At 62.8% G+C, this 15,225-nt stretch carries 11 protein-coding genes; 4 read left to right on the plus strand and 7 right to left on the minus strand.

Annotated features, from left to right (window positions below):
- Positions 1–11: 11 nt before the first annotated feature.
- Both ACODR6_RS02625 and ACODR6_RS02630 read right to left on the minus strand, forming a co-directional pair.
- Positions 12–1,271, minus strand: coding sequence for a cyclopropane fatty acid synthase (locus ACODR6_RS02625; RefSeq protein ID WP_489020549.1), 1,260 nt, complete (start codon positions 1,269–1,271; stop codon positions 12–14).
- Between the two features lie 134 nt (positions 1,272–1,405).
- A complete protein-coding gene (locus ACODR6_RS02630; protein ID WP_489020551.1) occupies positions 1,406–3,712 on the minus strand; it encodes a Tex family protein in 2,307 nt (768 codons plus the stop codon).
- A 390-nt stretch (positions 3,713–4,102) separates the two neighbouring features.
- Here ACODR6_RS02630 and glyS point away from each other — a divergent pair, with 390 nt between their 5' ends.
- From glyS to ACODR6_RS02645, 3 genes are all read left to right on the plus strand, one after another.
- Positions 4,103–6,298 carry a glycine--tRNA ligase subunit beta gene (glyS, locus tag ACODR6_RS02635; protein WP_489020553.1) on the plus strand — a complete coding sequence of 732 codons (2,196 nt, stop codon included), beginning with the start codon at positions 4,103–4,105 and terminating at the stop codon, positions 6,296–6,298.
- Between the two features lie 110 nt (positions 6,299–6,408).
- The gene (locus tag ACODR6_RS02640) at positions 6,409–7,314 is read left to right on the plus strand and encodes a hypothetical protein (RefSeq protein ID WP_489020554.1); all 906 of its coding nucleotides are present in this window, start codon (positions 6,409–6,411) and stop codon (positions 7,312–7,314) included.
- 70 nt (positions 7,315–7,384) lie between these two features.
- Positions 7,385–7,762, plus strand: coding sequence for a cupin domain-containing protein (locus ACODR6_RS02645; protein WP_413709068.1), 378 nt, complete (start codon positions 7,385–7,387; stop codon positions 7,760–7,762).
- A gap of 39 nt (positions 7,763–7,801) precedes the next feature.
- Here the strand turns inward: ACODR6_RS02645 and ACODR6_RS02650 are convergent, their stop codons facing one another.
- A complete protein-coding gene (locus ACODR6_RS02650; RefSeq protein WP_112719292.1) occupies positions 7,802–8,011 on the minus strand; it encodes a tautomerase family protein in 210 nt (69 codons plus the stop codon).
- A 95-nt stretch (positions 8,012–8,106) separates the two neighbouring features.
- Between ACODR6_RS02650 and ACODR6_RS02655 the strand changes: the two genes are divergently transcribed.
- Positions 8,107–9,027, plus strand: coding sequence for a LysR family transcriptional regulator (locus ACODR6_RS02655; protein ID WP_489020557.1), 921 nt, complete (start codon positions 8,107–8,109; stop codon positions 9,025–9,027).
- Positions 9,028–9,093: 66 nt separating this feature from the next.
- Here ACODR6_RS02655 and ACODR6_RS02660 read toward each other — a convergent pair whose 3' ends face one another.
- The 4 genes from ACODR6_RS02660 to purD all read right to left on the minus strand — a co-directional run bounded on the left by ACODR6_RS02660 (position 9,094) and on the right by purD (position 15,199).
- On the minus strand, positions 9,094–10,917 hold the full coding sequence (locus ACODR6_RS02660; RefSeq protein ID WP_489020559.1) for a methyl-accepting chemotaxis protein: 1,824 nt from the start codon (positions 10,915–10,917) through the stop codon (positions 9,094–9,096).
- A gap of 266 nt (positions 10,918–11,183) precedes the next feature.
- Positions 11,184–13,004, minus strand: a complete 1,821-nt coding sequence (locus ACODR6_RS02665; RefSeq protein WP_489020561.1) for a methyl-accepting chemotaxis protein — start codon at positions 13,002–13,004, stop codon at positions 11,184–11,186.
- A 348-nt stretch (positions 13,005–13,352) separates the two neighbouring features.
- On the minus strand, positions 13,353–13,820 hold the full coding sequence (locus tag ACODR6_RS02670) for a plant virulence effector HPE1-like domain-containing protein (protein WP_112719274.1): 468 nt from the start codon (positions 13,818–13,820) through the stop codon (positions 13,353–13,355).
- 107 nt (positions 13,821–13,927) lie between these two features.
- Positions 13,928–15,199: a phosphoribosylamine--glycine ligase gene (gene purD, locus ACODR6_RS02675; RefSeq protein ID WP_203429287.1), complete on the minus strand. Its 1,272-nt coding sequence runs from the start codon at positions 15,197–15,199 to the stop codon at positions 13,928–13,930.
- Between the last annotated feature and the right edge of the window lie 26 nt (positions 15,200–15,225).

A 15,225-nucleotide genomic window follows, 5' to 3' on the forward strand; every position in this document is an offset into this window, starting at 1 on the left:
GCGCCTGATGGTCAGAACGTGATCTTTTCGAGCGGCGGGCGGACCGCCTCGAATTCCTTGAGCTTGTTTTCGGCCGCCGGAATGTAGTTGCGGTTATCGGGCGTCGAATACTGGTTCTTGGTGATCTGGATCTGCATGATGAAGAGCTCGTCCCAGCGGAAGCCGATCTCGGAACCGGCGAGATAGAATTCCCACATGCGGAAGAAGCGCTCGTCGTAGAGTGCGACCGCTTCGGCCTTGCGCGCCACGAAGCGCTCGCGCCAGGCACGCAGCGTATAGGCATAGTGCAGCGGCAGCACCTCGACGTCGCGCACCAGCAGCCCCGCCTTTTCGATCGCCGGGATGGTTTCGCCGATCGAGGGAATATAGCCCTGCGGGAAGATATATTTCTCGATGAAGGCGTTGGTGGCGAAGCTCGGCTTCGGGCGGGCGATGGAATGCAGGACCATGACGCCGTCATCGGCGAGCAGCTCGTGCACCTTCTTGAAATAGCCGGGGAAATTGCCGATGCCGACATGTTCGAACATGCCGACCGAGACGATGCGGTCGAAGGGCTGCGCCTTCATCGTCCGGTAGTCCTGCAACTCGAAACGGACGCGATCGGCAAGGCCGCGCTTTTCGGCCCGGTCACGCGAGATCTTCAGCTGCTCTTCGCTGAGCGTGATGCCGGTATGGTCGAGACCCGGCGTCGCCTCGGCGATATAGAGGCCCATGCCGCCCCAGCCGGAGCCGATTTCCAGCACGCGCTGGTTCGGCTCAAGCAGCATCTTGGCGGCGATATGGCGCTTCTTGGCGACCTGGGCTTCCTCCAGGCTGATGCCCGGCGGATCGAAATAGGCGCAGGAATACTGCCAGTCCTGATCGAGGAAGAGCTCGAACAGGCGCTCCGACAGATCGTAGTGATGGGCAACGTTGCGCTTGTTGTGGTTGACGGGAAGCCGGCTCTTCAGCTGCTGCAGGGCAATGCGGCCGATGAGGAGCGCCGCCATCGGGATATCGAAGATCTCGTTGGTGGTGTTCTGCTTCACCATGGCGAGGAAGTCGTAGATGTTGCCGTGTTCAAGAATGAACCGGCCATCCATATACATTTCGCCAAGCTTGAGGGTGGGGTCGCGGCGGATCAGCTTTTCCGCCTCCTCGTCGGCGATGCGGACAGCGACGAAATCGCCGCTGCCATCCCCGATCGTATGTGTCTCGCCATTGGCGAGTGTAAGCTTCAGATTACCCTTGCGGATGATTTTCTGGACAATCGATAGAAATCCCGACGCCATGATAAGGCCTCGCAATGTGACAGGACGGTCACATCAACTTAATGCGTCCCTTTCGTCTGACAAGCGCACAGTTTAGCACTCCGGCAACAACGCTGCCAAAGTGTGACATTTTTGCAAATGCTAACCCTAAGTGCTTATTTTCGCTTCATGGCTTCGGCCAGGGCAGCGCCGAATGCGCCCTGACTTTCCTGTTTTGGCGGTGCGGAGCGCGAAGAATTTTGCGACCGGGGCGCGTTGTTTGCCCGCGACTCGCCCCGCGGCGGGGGTGCGCCGGCATCGTCCTTGCGCATCGAAAGAGCGATGCGCTTGCGCTTGGCATCGACCTCGACGACGCGCACCTTGACGACATCGCCGGCTTTGACAACCTCATGCGGATCCTTCACGAAACGGTCGGCGAGCTGGGAGACGTGAACCAGACCGTCCTGGTGGACGCCGATATCGACGAAGGCGCCGAAGGCCGCGACATTGGTGACGGTGCCTTCCAGCGTCATGCCGGGCTTCAGGTCGGAGATCTCGTTGATGCCTTCGGCGAAGGTCGCGGTCTTGAAGCTCGGGCGCGGGTCGCGGCCGGGCTTGTCGAGTTCGGCGATGATGTCCTTGACGGTCGGCAGGCCGAACTGCTCGTCGATGAACTTGCGCGGATCGAGGCCCTTCAGCAGCACGCTGTCGCCCATCAGCGAGCGCAGGTCGCGGCCGCAGGCGGCCACGATCTTCTTGGCGACGCCATAGGCTTCCGGATGGACGGAGGAGGCATCGAGCGGCTCCTTACCGTTCGGGATGCGCAGGAAGCCGGCAGCCTGTTCGAAGGTGCGGTTGCCAAGGCGGGCAACCTTCAGCAGGTCCTTGCGGCTTTCGAAGGGGCCGTTCTGATCGCGGTGGACGACGATGGAATCGGCGATCGAGCGGCTGAGGCCGGACACGCGGGCGAGCAGCGGCGCCGACGCAGTGTTCAGATCAACGCCGACGGCATTGACGGCGTCTTCGACGACGGCATCGAGCGAGCGGGAGAGCTTGCCCTGGTCAACATCGTGCTGGTACTGGCCGACGCCGATCGACTTCGGCTCGATCTTGACGAGCTCGGCCAGCGGATCCTGCAGGCGGCGCGCGATGGAGACGGCGCCGCGCAGCGAAACGTCGAGGTCGGGGAACTCGGCGGCGGCGGTGGCTGAAGCCGAATAGACGGAGGCGCCGGCTTCGGAGACGATCACCTTCGTGGGCTTGGCGCCCGGAAGCTCGGCCAGCATGTCGGCCACCAGCTTTTCGGTCTCGCGGCTGCCGGTGCCGTTGCCGATCGAGATCAGCTCGACATTGTGCTTGCGGATCAGCGAGGCGAGCTCGATCTGGGCGCCGCGCACGTCGTTTCTCGGCTGAAACGGATAGACGGTGGAGGTGGCGACGACCTTGCCGGTGCCATCGACGACGGCGACCTTGACGCCGGTGCGGATGCCCGGATCGAGGCCCATCGTGGCGCGCGAACCGGCCGGGGCCGCCAGCAGCAAGTCCTTGAGATTGCGGGCGAAGACGTGGATCGCCTCTTCCTCGGCGCGCTCACGCAGCTCGCGCATCAGGTCGAGCGACAGCGACATGGAGAGCTTGACGCGCCAGGTCCAGGTGGCGACATCCATCAGCCAGCGGTCGCCGGGGCGGCTTGAGCCGATTTCGTAGGCGCTAGCGATCATCCGCTCCACCGGCTTGTTCGGCGATGCGGTCTCGGCATCGGCCTCGATCGTCAGCGTCAGCACTTCCTCGTTCCAGCCGCGCAGCATGGCGAGCGCGCGGTGGCCCGGCGCCGTCGCCCAGCGTTCGGAATGGTCGAAATAGTCGGAGAACTTCTCGCCGGCCGCCTGCTTGCCATCGACGACCTTGGCCTTCAAGAGGGCAGCACTGCGCATATGGGCGCGCAGCTTGCCGAGCAAGTCGGCATTTTCGGCGATGCCTTCGGCGACGATATCGCGGGCGCCCTCGAGCGCCGTCTTCACGTCGGGGACGTCGGCGGTGATATAGGCTTCGGCGAGCGTTGCGGGTTCCTTCGAGCGGTCGGCGAGGATGGCTTCGGCGAGCGGGCCAAGGCCGCGTTCGCGGGCGATCTCGGCGCGGGTGCGGCGCTTCGGCTTATAGGGCAGATAGAGGTCTTCGAGCTCGGCTTTGGTGGCGGCGCCCGAGAGCTTGCCCATCAGCTCGTCGGTCATCTTGCCCTGCGAGGTGATGGATTCGACGATGGTATCGCGGCGCGCTTCGAGTTCGCGCAGATAGACCAGCCGTTCGGCGAGATCGCGGAGCTGCGTATCATCGAGACCGCCGGTCACTTCCTTGCGGTAGCGGGCGATGAACGGAACGGTCGCGCCCTCATCCAGCAACTCGATCGCCGCCTTGGCCTGATCCGGCCGGGCATTGATTTCCGAGGCGATGACTGCGGAGAGCGAGCGAAGATCTGCGGCCATGGGATGTCCTGAGCGTTGACGAAAGTTGCGGGACCATAGCGGCGAAAAACGGCAAGGCAATGCCCGAGGGCGGTTTCCACAGAGGAAGGTGGGGGGTTGAGCTTGTGGCCACCCCCCTCTGCCCTGCCGGGCATCTCCCCCACAAGGAGGGAGATCGACTCGTGGTTGGCATCTCCCAAAACAATCAAGGTTGGAACGAGCGGGTGCGCCCAGCCGATCTCCCCACCTGTGGGGGAGATGCCCGGTAGGGCAGAGGGGGGCATTCACGGCACAACGTAGCGAAATGCCCCACCGCGCGGCGTTTTTGCGGTTGTGCAGATGCGGCATTCTTTGGTAGCAGAGGCGACCGTTTTGGACCGTCCCGAACCCGGTGACGCAAGGAAAAGTGACATGCCTGATCTGCTTCTAGAACTCCGCTCCGAGGAAATTCCGGCCCGTCTGCAGCGCAAGGCTGCCGGCGACCTGAAGAAGCTCGTTACCGATGCGCTTGTCGAAGCCGGTCTTTCCTATGAAGGTGCGCGCGAATATTGGACGCCGCGGCGCCTGACGCTCGATATCCGCGGCCTGACGGCGCGCTCCGCCGATGTGCGCGAGGAGAAGAAGGGCCCGCGCACCGACGCCAACGAGAAGGCGATCGAAGGCTTTCTGCGCAGCGCCGGGCTTTCCTCCATTTCCGAGGCGCAGGTTCAGAGCGATCCGAAGAAGGGTGATTTCTACATTGCCGTCATTTCGCGCGCCGGCCGCGCGGCGGAAGAGATCATTGCGGGCGTGATGCCCGGCATCATTCGCGATTTCCCGTGGCCGAAGCCGATGCGCTGGGGCAAGGCCTCCGCCAAGCCCGGCTCGCTGCGCTGGGTGCGCCCGCTGCAGTCGATCGTCTGCACATTCGGCACCGAACATGAAGAAACGACCGTCATCCCCTTCGAGATCGAAGGCATCGTCGCGTCGAACGTGACCTCCGGCCACCGCTTCCATGCGCCTGAGGCCATCACCGTCAAGCGTTTCGACGACTATGCGGCCAATCTGGAGAAGGCCAAGGTCATTCTTGATGCCGAGCGCCGCAAGGAGATCATCGCCTCCGACGCCGCCAATCTGGCTTTTGCCAGTGGCCTTGAGCTGGTCGAGGACGAAGGCCTGCTCGAAGAGGTCTCCGGCCTCGTCGAATGGCCGCAGGTGCTGATGGGCGCCTTCGAGGAAGACTATCTGTCGATCCCCTCCGAGATCATCCGCCTGACGATCAAGACCAACCAGAAGTGCTTCGTCACCCGCAAACAGGGTGAGGAGACGCTTTCGAACAAGTTCATCCTGGTTTCGAACATCCAGGCGACCGATGGCGGCAAGGAAATCATCCACGGCAACGGCAAGGTCGTGCGCGCCCGCCTTTCCGACGCGCTGCATTTCTGGAAGCGCGACCAGGGCAACCTGCCGGACCTCGAAACGCTGGAAGCTTCGGCAAAGGCGTTCGATCTCGATCTCAAGAAACCGCTCGACCAGCGCATGGCGAAGCTCGATGCGCTGAACGTGACCTTCCAGGCAAAGCTTGGCACGCAGGGCGAGCGGGTGCAGCGCATGCGGGCCATGGCCGCGAAGATCGCCTTCCCGCTTAGCGCCGACCACAAGCTGGTCGACCGGGCCGTCGTGCTCGCCAAGGCGGATCTGCGCACCGAAGCCGTCGGCGAATTCCCGGAACTGCAGGGCGTCATGGGCCGCAAATACGCGGCACTGCAGGGCGAAGATGCCGCCGTTTCGACGGCGATCGAGGACCACTACAAGCCGCAGGGTCCATCCGACCGGGTGCCTGACGACAAGATCGCCATCAGCGTCGCACTGGCCGACAAGCTCGACACGCTGATCGGTTTCTGGGCCGTCGATGAAAAGCCCACCGGCTCCAAGGACCCGTTTGCGCTGCGCCGCGCCGCGCTCGGCGTCATCCGCATCATTCTGGAGCGCAACGTTCGCCTGACGCTCTTGCCGCGGATCGTCAGCCATATGGGCCGGATCGATGACGACATCGCCGATAAGGCTGGAGTGCCGAAGGCGGAGCAAGGCGTGGACCTCTCCCGCCAGCTCGACCTGCTGTCGTTCTTCCACGACCGCCTCAAGGTCTATCTGCGCGATCAGGGCGCCCGCTACGACCTGATCGACGCCGTGTTGACGCCGGAGACGGACGATCTCCTGATGATCGCCCGCCGCGTCGAGGCGCTGACGGCCTTCATCACCTCCGAGGACGGCAAGAACCTGCTCGCCGGCACCAAGCGCGCCACGCAGCTGCTCGCCGCGGAAGAGAAGAAGGGCACCGTGGTTGCCGACGGTGTTTCCGAACCGCTCTTGAAGCTCGAAGCCGAGAGGGAGCTGTTTGCGGCTGTCGCCCACGCCTCCGCCGAGGCTTCGGCTGCGATCGTCAACGAGGATTTCCGCTCGGCGATGGCTGCGCTGTCGAAGCTGCGGGCGCCCGTCGACCGCTTCTTCGAGGACGTGCTGGTCAACGACGAAGACGCCGCGATCCGCGCCAACCGCCTGGCGCTGCTGCGGCTGATCCGCGAAGCGACCGGTACGGTTGCCGACTTCTCGAAGATCGCCGGGTGATCCACATTCTGCCGTCATCCTCGGGCTTGTCCCGAGGATCTACCGGCCGAACCGTATCATGAAACTGCAGATCCTCGGGACAAGCCCGAGGATGACGTTGGGAGAGACGGGTGAAGGCCTATAATATCGAAGTCCTCCCGCAATCCGTTTCCGAGGAAGGGCCGCGTGGCGGTGGCTGGTGTTTCGGCCTGCCGCCTGGCATTGTCGAGGAACAGTGGCCGCTCGATGCCAATACCGGCTATCCGCTGCAGCATGGTTTCACGCTGCTGTTGCCTGCGGAATATCGCGGCTTCGGGCCCGATATCGTCGCCCTCTCCTTCTTCGGCAGCGCCCATGACGAAGACGAAGGGCGGGTCGGCGAGATCGCGGCGCTGGTTGCCGATGCCGATGCGAGCGAACCCAGCGACAGCGATCTCTATCCCTTCTGGATGAGCGAGCGGCTGAGCCATCCGCGGCTTTACCGGATCGCCGATTTTCTCGGGCGCTCGCATGCGGTGATCCTGCTCACCGCAGCGGAGTTCAACGCGCCGTTCTGCCAGCCGCCGCGGCTGAGGCCGAACAAGTATCGCGACCGCATCCGTCGCCCCGAATGGCTGGCGCGCGGCGCCGCCGCCGTCTATCTCGACGATCAGACCGAGAATTACGGCCTGCTGCAGATGCTCGGCGACACCGATCATGCCGATCTCTTCTATAACCGCGCTCTCGACGTCACGCCGCGCGCCGAAGACCCGAATGCCGGCATTGCGCCGCGCGATGAATGGGCAGCGGCCGAGACGGGATACCAGGCCTTCTATTACTGGGAGGGCGACGAGGTGGAGGAAGAGAACTACCGCGAGCACGCCTGGGCGGCCGATCACCTTCCTGACCATATCGGCGGCTCGATGCGCCCGGCGCAGAACATCCCCGATATCAGCCCCTACTATATCGAGTTCGAGGAATATCTGGGGGGATTCAACTTCGGCGGCGGCAATGCCTGGCTGGATTTGCAGACGATGAGCTTCGACTGGGCGCAGTAGGCGCCGGCACAAACGTTCAAGACCGCGCCACCGCCCTGATCTACCACTGCCCGGCAAGATGGAGATCAAAATGGCCGAGACCAAGACATATAGCGCTATCAATTTCGCCGAAAAACTCTCGAAATTCAGCGACCAGTGGCAGCCGCGAGTGATCGCGGAGCTGAACGACTACCAGTTCAAGATCGTCCGCATCGAGGGCGATTTCATCTGGCACGATCATCCGACGACCGATGAGGCATTCCTGGTGCTCGAGGGCGTGCTGCGGATCGATCTGCCTGACGGCGCCGTCTCGATCGGGCCGGGCGAAATGTATGTCGTGCCGAAGGGCATCAAGCATAAGCCCTATGCCGCATCCGAGGTGAAGATGCTGCTGATCGAGCCGCGCGGCACGCTGAACACCGGCGAGGAAGGCGGCGAGCGGACGGCAAAGAGCGATCTGTGGATCTGACGAAAGCGGCTGGCGGCGAAAACCGCCAGCCTGCTGCTGTCACCGCTCCTTCTGCATCTTGGCGATTGTGAGCGTTTCGTCGGCGCGGCCATAGCCGCCGTCGGCCACTTCGTCGACGAGGACCATCGTGTAGGGGCGCACGCCTTCGCCAAAATAACCGACGAAGATGGCGGTGGTCTTGTGGATGAGGTCTTCCTTCTGCTCGGCGCTCATCGTTCCCTGCGGAACCTTGAAATTGGCGAATGGCATGGTCGTCTCCTTGGTTGGACCGGTTGATGACCAGACGTTACGGCTGTGCTCCGCATACTTGAAATCGATAGTCGATATATGCATTCATCCACGTCATGGATTTGCACGGCATCGATCTCAACCTGCTCGTCGCCTTCGACGCGCTGATGCAGGAGCGCAGCGTCACCAAGGCAGGCATCCGCATCGGCCGGACGCAGCCGGCGATGAGCGCCGCGCTCTCGCGTCTGAGGGCGCTATTTCAGGACGAACTCTTCGTGCGCGGCGTGGACGGGCTGCAGCCGACACCGCGGGCGGTGGATCTGGCGGGGCCGCTGCAGCAGGCGCTCACGGAAATCCAGAGGACGCTGTCCTTCACGCAGAGCTTCGAACCCGCGACGGCCCGCCTCACCTTCACGCTCGGGCTCTCCGATCACCCGGCCTTCGTGCTGTTGCCGCAGCTCGTCCGGCGGCTGCAGGAGATCGCGCCCGGTATTACGCTGCAGGTCCGCAATTTCAGCGCCCGCGACGATGCCGTCGACATGCTCGATTCAGGTGCGGCGGATGTGACGATCGGCGTGCCCCCGGCATCGGCGGGGCGGATCCTCAGCCAGCCGCTGTTCGAGGAGCGCTTCGTCTGCATCCTGCGCAAGGGACATCCGGCAGCCGAAGAGACACTCGATCTCGATACGTTCCTGACGCTCGGGCATCTGCTGGTTTCGCCGGAGAACGACCGGTTCGGGCATGTCGATGCGGCGCTTGCGAAACAGGGCCTGAAGCGCCGGCTGGCGCTGACGCTGCCGCATATGTATGCGGCCCCTCTCCTCGTTGCGCAGTCCGACATGATCGCGACGCTGATGGCGGGTGTCGTGAAGGCATCCGGGCGGGAGAGCGAATTGCAGCTGCTGGAGCCGCCGGTCGAGCTGGCGCCCGTGCCTTTCGTCATGTCCTGGCACCGGCGCAACGACGCCCATCCTGCACAGCGCTGGTTTCGCGAGACGATTGCGGCACTGCCGGTTGCGGACGCTTCTCCAAAATGACACGGCCGCCGGATTGCTCCGGCGGCCGCTAATGCTGGTCTTGATGAAAATGTCTGTAATAAAAACTCAGGCTGCGCGGCGGTGCTGGACGGCCGGTGCGGCATGGGCAGCATTGCCGATGCGGAACCCGCGGATGAGGCCGAGCAGTTCGTCGGTATCGGCAGCCAGCGTTTCGGCCGAAGCGGTGGTTTCTTCCGCCATCGCCGCGTTCTGCTGGGTTGCCGCATCGAGCTGGTTCATCGAGGACGAGATCGAGCGCAGCGTGGTGTCCTGCTCGGAGGCGCTGTGGGCGATCTTGGCGACGATTTCATTGGCCGACTTGATCTGGTTGGAAATGCGCTTCAGGGCTTCGCCTGCTTCACCGACCAGACGGACACCCTGGTCGACCTGGCTGGAGGAACGGGCGATCTGGTCCTTGATTTCCTTGGCGGCAGCGGCAGAGCGCTGGGCTAGTTCGCGGACTTCCTGAGCGACGACAGCGAAGCCCTTGCCGGATTCACCGGCACGCGCTGCTTCGACACCTGCGTTCAGAGCGAGCAGGTTGGTCTGGAAGGCGATCTCGTCGATGACGCCGATGATCTTGCTGATCTCTTCGGAGGACTTCTCGATGCCGCTCATCGCGGTGATCGCTTCGGTGACGACTGCATCGCTGCGCGAGGCTTCGGTGCTGACTTCGCGAACGCGCTGGCTGGCCTCGTGTGCACCTTCCGCGGTCTGGCGGACGGCGACGGTGAGCTCGTCGAGAGCGGCCGAGGTTTCTTCCAGGCTGGCGGCCTGGCGCTCGGTACGCTGCGACAGTTCGTTCGAGGCGCGGCGGATTTCTTCCTTGGCGACACCGATGTCACCGCCCTTGGCGCTGACCTTGGCCATCGCCGCTTCGAGATGCTGGAGAGCATCGTTGAAGTTGTGGCGGAGTGCAGCGTATTTCTGGCCGATATCGGCGCAACGAACCGTCAGGTCGCCGCGAGCGATCTGCTCGAGGGCTTCGCCGATCGTGGAGACGACGCGGGCCTGGGCCGAGGCTTCGTCCTGCTGACCGCGCAGGTTGGTCTCGCGCTCGGTTTCCAGCGCCAGGGCCTGAACCGCTTCGCGCTCAGCCATCGCATGACGCTCGCGGATCTTTTCCTGCAGCGACTGGGTGGCCTTGGCCATCATGCCGATCTCGTTGTTCATGCCGGTATGCGGAATGACAACCGAGACATTCTCATCGGCAACGGCCTGCAGCGTCTTGTGCACGTCCTTGAGCGGGCCGGAAATGCCGCGGATGACGACATAGGCAGCGATGACCGCGAGAACGAAGAGGATGAGGCTGGCAGTCAGGGCCTCAAAGACCTTGCCGCGGATCTGGGCGTCGAGATCGTCCATATAGACGCCTGTTACAACCACGACCTTCCAGGGGTCGAAGGCGAGCGCATAGGCGGTCTTGCGGAAATCGCCGGCCGGCTGGCCGGGCTTGGCGGTCGAGTAATATTCGACGAGGCCGCCGCCCTGCTGGCCGAGCTTGACGAGTTCTTCGCGGTAAAGCTTGCCCTTGCTGTCCGGCTGGCCCTTGTTGAACTGGCCGACCTTCGAGGCGTCGTAGTGGAACATCATCTGGATGTCGTAGCTATAGCCGAAGAAATAGCCATCCGGATCGTATTTCATGGCGTTCAGCGTGGTGTAGGCCTGTTTCTGGGCGTCTTCCAGCTTCAGCTCACCGGAATCGACCTTCGCCTGGTACTGCTTGAGAACGGAGACAGCCGACTGGACCTCCGAACGGAGCATGTCGTAGCGCTCCTTATAGATCGCGTTGACCGAGGACCGGACCTGCAGCGTGGTGGCGATCGCAAAGGCGAGCATCAGGCCGGTAACCAGCAAAATCAGTTGTTTTGAAATCTGCAATTTTTTCATAATGCCCCGCAGCGGAAAGGACGAAAAGGACTCCGGCGCGGTGTGATACCGCCTGTGTCAGCAGGTCTGGACGACCGCTTAAACCGCTGCTCAAGAACATGCAGCGGCCGGCAGGTGGACAATGGCATGCGAACGGCTAAAAAATCCTTAAAAATCAGTAGGCGTTCGCAGAAAAATCATTATAAATCATGAGCTTAACTCGATTCACCGGGCAAATGCCCGGTGATATCAGGTCAGCGGATTTCGGATGCTTCGGCGACCTGAAATCAGGCCGCGCGGCGTGCCGCTACCGGGGCGGCATGGGCAGCATTGCCGATGCGGAAGCCGCGGATCAGGCCGAGCAGCTCGTCGGTATCGGCAGCCAGCGTTTCGGCCGAAGCGGTGGTTTCTTCCGCCATCGCCGCATTCTGCTGGGTTGCCGCATCGAGCTGGTTGATCGAGGACGAGATCGAGCGCAGCGTCGAGTCCTGTTCAGACGCGCTGTGGGCGATCTTGGCAACGATTTCGTTGGCCGACTTGATCTGATCCGAGATGCGCTTCAGGGCTTCGCCTGCTTCACCGACCAGACGGACGCCGTGGTCGACCTGGCTGGAGGAACGGGCGATCTGATCCTTGATTTCCTTGGCGGCAGCGGCCGAGCGCTGGGCCAGTTCGCGGACTTCCTGGGCGACAACAGCAAAGCCCTTGCCGGATTCACCGGCACGCGCTGCTTCGACACCTGCGTTCAGAGCGAGCAGGTTGGTCTGGAAGGCGATCTCGTCGATGACGCCGATGATCTTGCTGATCTCTTCCGAGGACTTCTCGATGCCGCTCATCGCGGTGATCGCTTCGGTGACGACTGCATCGCTGCGCGAGGCTTCGGTGCTGACTTCGCGAACGCGCTGGCTGGCTTCGTGCGCACCTTCCGCGGTCTGGCGGACGGCGACGGTGAGCTCGTCGAGAGCGGCCGAGGTTTCTTCCAGGCTTGCGGCCTGGCGCTCGGTGCGCTGCGACAGTTCGTTCGAGGCGCGGCGGATTTCTTCCTTGGCGACACCGATGTCGCCACCCTTGGCGCTGACCTTGGCCATCGCAGCTTCGAGATGCTGCAGGGCGTCGTTGAAATTGTCGCGGAGTGCAGCGTATTTCTGGCCAATATCGCCACAGCGGACCGTCAGGTCGCCGCGGGCGATCAGTTCGAGCGCCTGGCCGATGGTGGTGACGACGCGCGTCTGGGCCATGGCCTCGTCGCGCTGACCGCGCTGGTTGGCTTCACGCTCATTGTCGAGCGCCATCTGCTGGGCGGCTTCGCGCTCCGACATGGCGTGGCGTTCGCGCACCTTCTCCTGCAGCGAGCGAGTGGCGCGGGCCATCATGCCGACTTCGTTGTTGAGACCGGTATGCGGGATCGCGGCATCGACGCGCTCGTCGGCAACGGCTTCGAGAGCCTGATGCACATCCTTGAGCGGGCTGGAAATGCCGCGGATGAAGTAGAAGGCAGCGCCGATGCCGGCGAGGAAGACGATGCCGCAGGCAATCAGGGCCTTCCACATCGTTGCGTTGATCTGCGCCTGCAGGTCATCGAAATACACACCGCAACCGACGACGAGCTGCCAGGGGGCGAAGGCCTTGGAATAGGCGCCCTTGAGGAAGACGTCGCTGTCGGGCTGGCCAGGCTTGTTCCAGAAGTAGATCGTCTGGCCGCCGCCTGCCTTGCCCTTGTCGACCATTTCCTGGCTGAAATGGGTGCCGCGCTTATCGACCTGGCCGCTCATGTCCTTGCCGATATTGACCGGGCTCGGATGGAAGCGCTGGACGACGTCGTAATCGAAGCCGAAGACATAACCGGCCGGCTCGAACTTGACCTTGGAGAGAACCTTGAAGGCTTCGGCCTGGGCGGCCTCATGCGTCATCTCGCCGGACTGTTCGCGCTCGTAATAGGTATTGAGCACCGAAATGGCGCTTTCGACCTGCGTGCGCAGCAGATCGAAGCGGTCGTCATAGATCGACTGAGACGTGGTGCGGATCTGAAAATAGGTGGCAACGGCGAAGGCCGCCATGAGCACACCGACAAGAGCGAAAAGCTGGTGGGCAATCTTGAGCTTTTTCATAATTGTCTCGTGAAAGTGGTGAATTCGCAAAAACACCGGATCGGGTAAACTCCCGTCCTTTGCGCGTGTCACCACGCACTTTCAGCAAGCGCAATCATGCTCGCTCCGGTCCTCCGGTGGCTAGAATTATGGTCAATGGTTAAACGATGAATTAACGATATCGGGGCCGGGAACGGTCAATTATGAGTCCCGTTTTTTCGCATAAGCGCATGCGTTGCATGAGTAATTTATCATTCAATCAAAATAAAGAATGCGCCCCTGCTTCTCTCAGGAGCGCATTCAATCCGCGCTAAGCGGACCCCAGCGATCAAACCTTGACCGGATCAGGGGCAGGGAACTTGTGGCTGCTCAATCACGCAGCTTGAAATCAGAAATGTCTAACGGCGCGATTTGTTCCGCCGGAGCCGCCATGCCTGCCATCGCCGGCTTGGCGTCGAGGCCGATCACCGAGGTGGTGGAAGTCGGGTCGATGCCATCTGCGGGCGTTCCGGTCTTGTTGAAGGCCTGGACGACATCAGGCGTCGCCTTGGTGACGAAGACGACGGGCGAGCCGCCCATCCAGCCTTCGGTGCGGTAGAGCTTCTTCTGGCCGTCGATATCGCGCAGTTCGCTCGCCTGCAGCGCGCCCGGCGCCAGCGTCGGGACGGTGTAATCCTTCTTGCGCTCGGAGACGGCGAGCGGCGGGCAGCTGGTGCAGGTTTCCTTGAGGATGCTGCCATTGCCTTCCGGCGCGGAAGGACGCACGACATCGATGGACGATGCCATGGCCGAGCCGGCGATAAGGGCGATTGCCGCACCGAGGATGAACTGACGCATGAACGCTACTCCGTCTGACTATGAACAGGAGAATAGCGCGTCTTTATTTCCATCCGGTCAGGGGAAAGGGTAAAAATTTAGCGAACTGACCCGATTTCGGGCCAGCCCTACGCCTTTTCGCGCTCGACCGCGCGCCAGCCGATATCGCGGCGGCAGAAACCGTTGTCCCACTCGACCTGATCGAGCAGCGCATAGGCATGGCGTTTGGCATCGCTGACGCTTTCGCCCGTCGCCGTGACGTTCAGCACGCGGCCGCCAGTGGCGACCAGCTGGCCGTCTTTCAACGCCGTACCGGCGTGGAAGACCTTTGCCCCCTCGCCTGCCGCCGGCAGCGAGCCGATCGGCGTGTTCTTGTCGTAGGCGCCCGGATAGCCCTTGGAGGCCATGACGACGGTGAGAGCCGGATCATCGCTCCATTCGGCGGAGACCTGATCGAGCGTGCCGTCGGCGCAGGCGAGCAGCAGCGGCAGCAGATCGCTCTTCAGGCGCATCATCAGCACCTGGCATTCCGGATCGCCGAAGCGGACATTGTATTCGATGAGCTCGGGGCCCTTGGCGGTGATCATCAGACCGGCGAAGAACACGCCCTGGAACGGATAGCCGCTCTCGGCCATGCCGCGCATCGTCGGCTCGATGATTTCCTTCATCGTGCGCTCGACCATTTCCGACGTCATGACCGGGGCCGGGGAATAGGCGCCCATGCCGCCAGTATTGACGCCGGTATCACCCTCGCCGACGCGCTTGTGATCCTGAGCGGTGGCAAGCGCCAGCGCATGCTTGCCATCCGACAGGCAGAAGAAGCTTGCTTCCTCGCCATCGAGATAGGCCTCGACCACGACTTCGGCACCGGCAGCGCCGAATGCGCCTTCGAAACAGTCGTCGACGGCGGCGAGCGCCTCATCGACGGTCATCGCCACGGTGACGCCCTTACCGGCTGCCAGGCCATCGGCTTTGACGACGATCGGGGCGCCCTGCTCGCGGATATAGGCCTTGGCCTTCGGGGCATTGTTGAAGCGCTGATAGGCGCCGGTCGGGATGTCGTAGCGGGCGCAGATATCCTTGGTGAAACCCTTGGAGCCCTCGAGCTGGGCGGCAGCGGCGGACGGACCGAAGACCTTGAAACCGGCAGCGCGGAGCGTATCGGAGAGACCGGCGACGAGCGGCGCTTCGGGACCGACGACGACGAAATCGATCGCCTTTTCGCGGCAGAAGGCGACGACGGCATCCTGGTCTTCGGTGTTGACGGCAGCGAGCGTCGCATGCTCGGCGATACCGGGATTGCCGGGCGCGGCATAGAATTCCGTCAGCAGCGGCGACTGCGCCAGCTTCCAGGCGAGAGCGTGCTCGCGGCCACCCGAACCGATCAACAGAACCTTCATGCCCGATCCTTTCCGTTTTCCGCTTG

Source organism: Rhizobium sp. FG96 (assembly GCF_057808655.1).

Coding starts and splice junctions, on each gene's coding strand:
- ACODR6_RS02670 (WP_112719274.1), bottom strand. CDS start 13,820: ATGCGTCAGTTCATCCTCGGTGCGGCAATCGCCCTTATCGCCGGCTCG.
- ACODR6_RS02650 (WP_112719292.1), bottom strand. CDS start 8,011: ATGCCATTCGCCAATTTCAAGGTTCCGCAGGGAACGATGAGCGCCGAG.
- ACODR6_RS02655 (WP_489020557.1), top strand. CDS start 8,107: ATGGATTTGCACGGCATCGATCTCAACCTGCTCGTCGCCTTCGACGCG.
- glyS (WP_489020553.1), top strand. CDS start 4,103: ATGCCTGATCTGCTTCTAGAACTCCGCTCCGAGGAAATTCCGGCCCGT.
- ACODR6_RS02625 (WP_489020549.1), bottom strand. CDS start 1,271: ATGGCGTCGGGATTTCTATCGATTGTCCAGAAAATCATCCGCAAGGGT.
- ACODR6_RS02630 (WP_489020551.1), bottom strand. CDS start 3,712: ATGGCCGCAGATCTTCGCTCGCTCTCCGCAGTCATCGCCTCGGAAATC.
- purD (WP_203429287.1), bottom strand. CDS start 15,199: ATGAAGGTTCTGTTGATCGGTTCGGGTGGCCGCGAGCACGCTCTCGCC.
- ACODR6_RS02665 (WP_489020561.1), bottom strand. CDS start 13,004: ATGAAAAAGCTCAAGATTGCCCACCAGCTTTTCGCTCTTGTCGGTGTG.
- ACODR6_RS02645 (WP_413709068.1), top strand. CDS start 7,385: ATGGCCGAGACCAAGACATATAGCGCTATCAATTTCGCCGAAAAACTC.
- ACODR6_RS02660 (WP_489020559.1), bottom strand. CDS start 10,917: ATGAAAAAATTGCAGATTTCAAAACAACTGATTTTGCTGGTTACCGGC.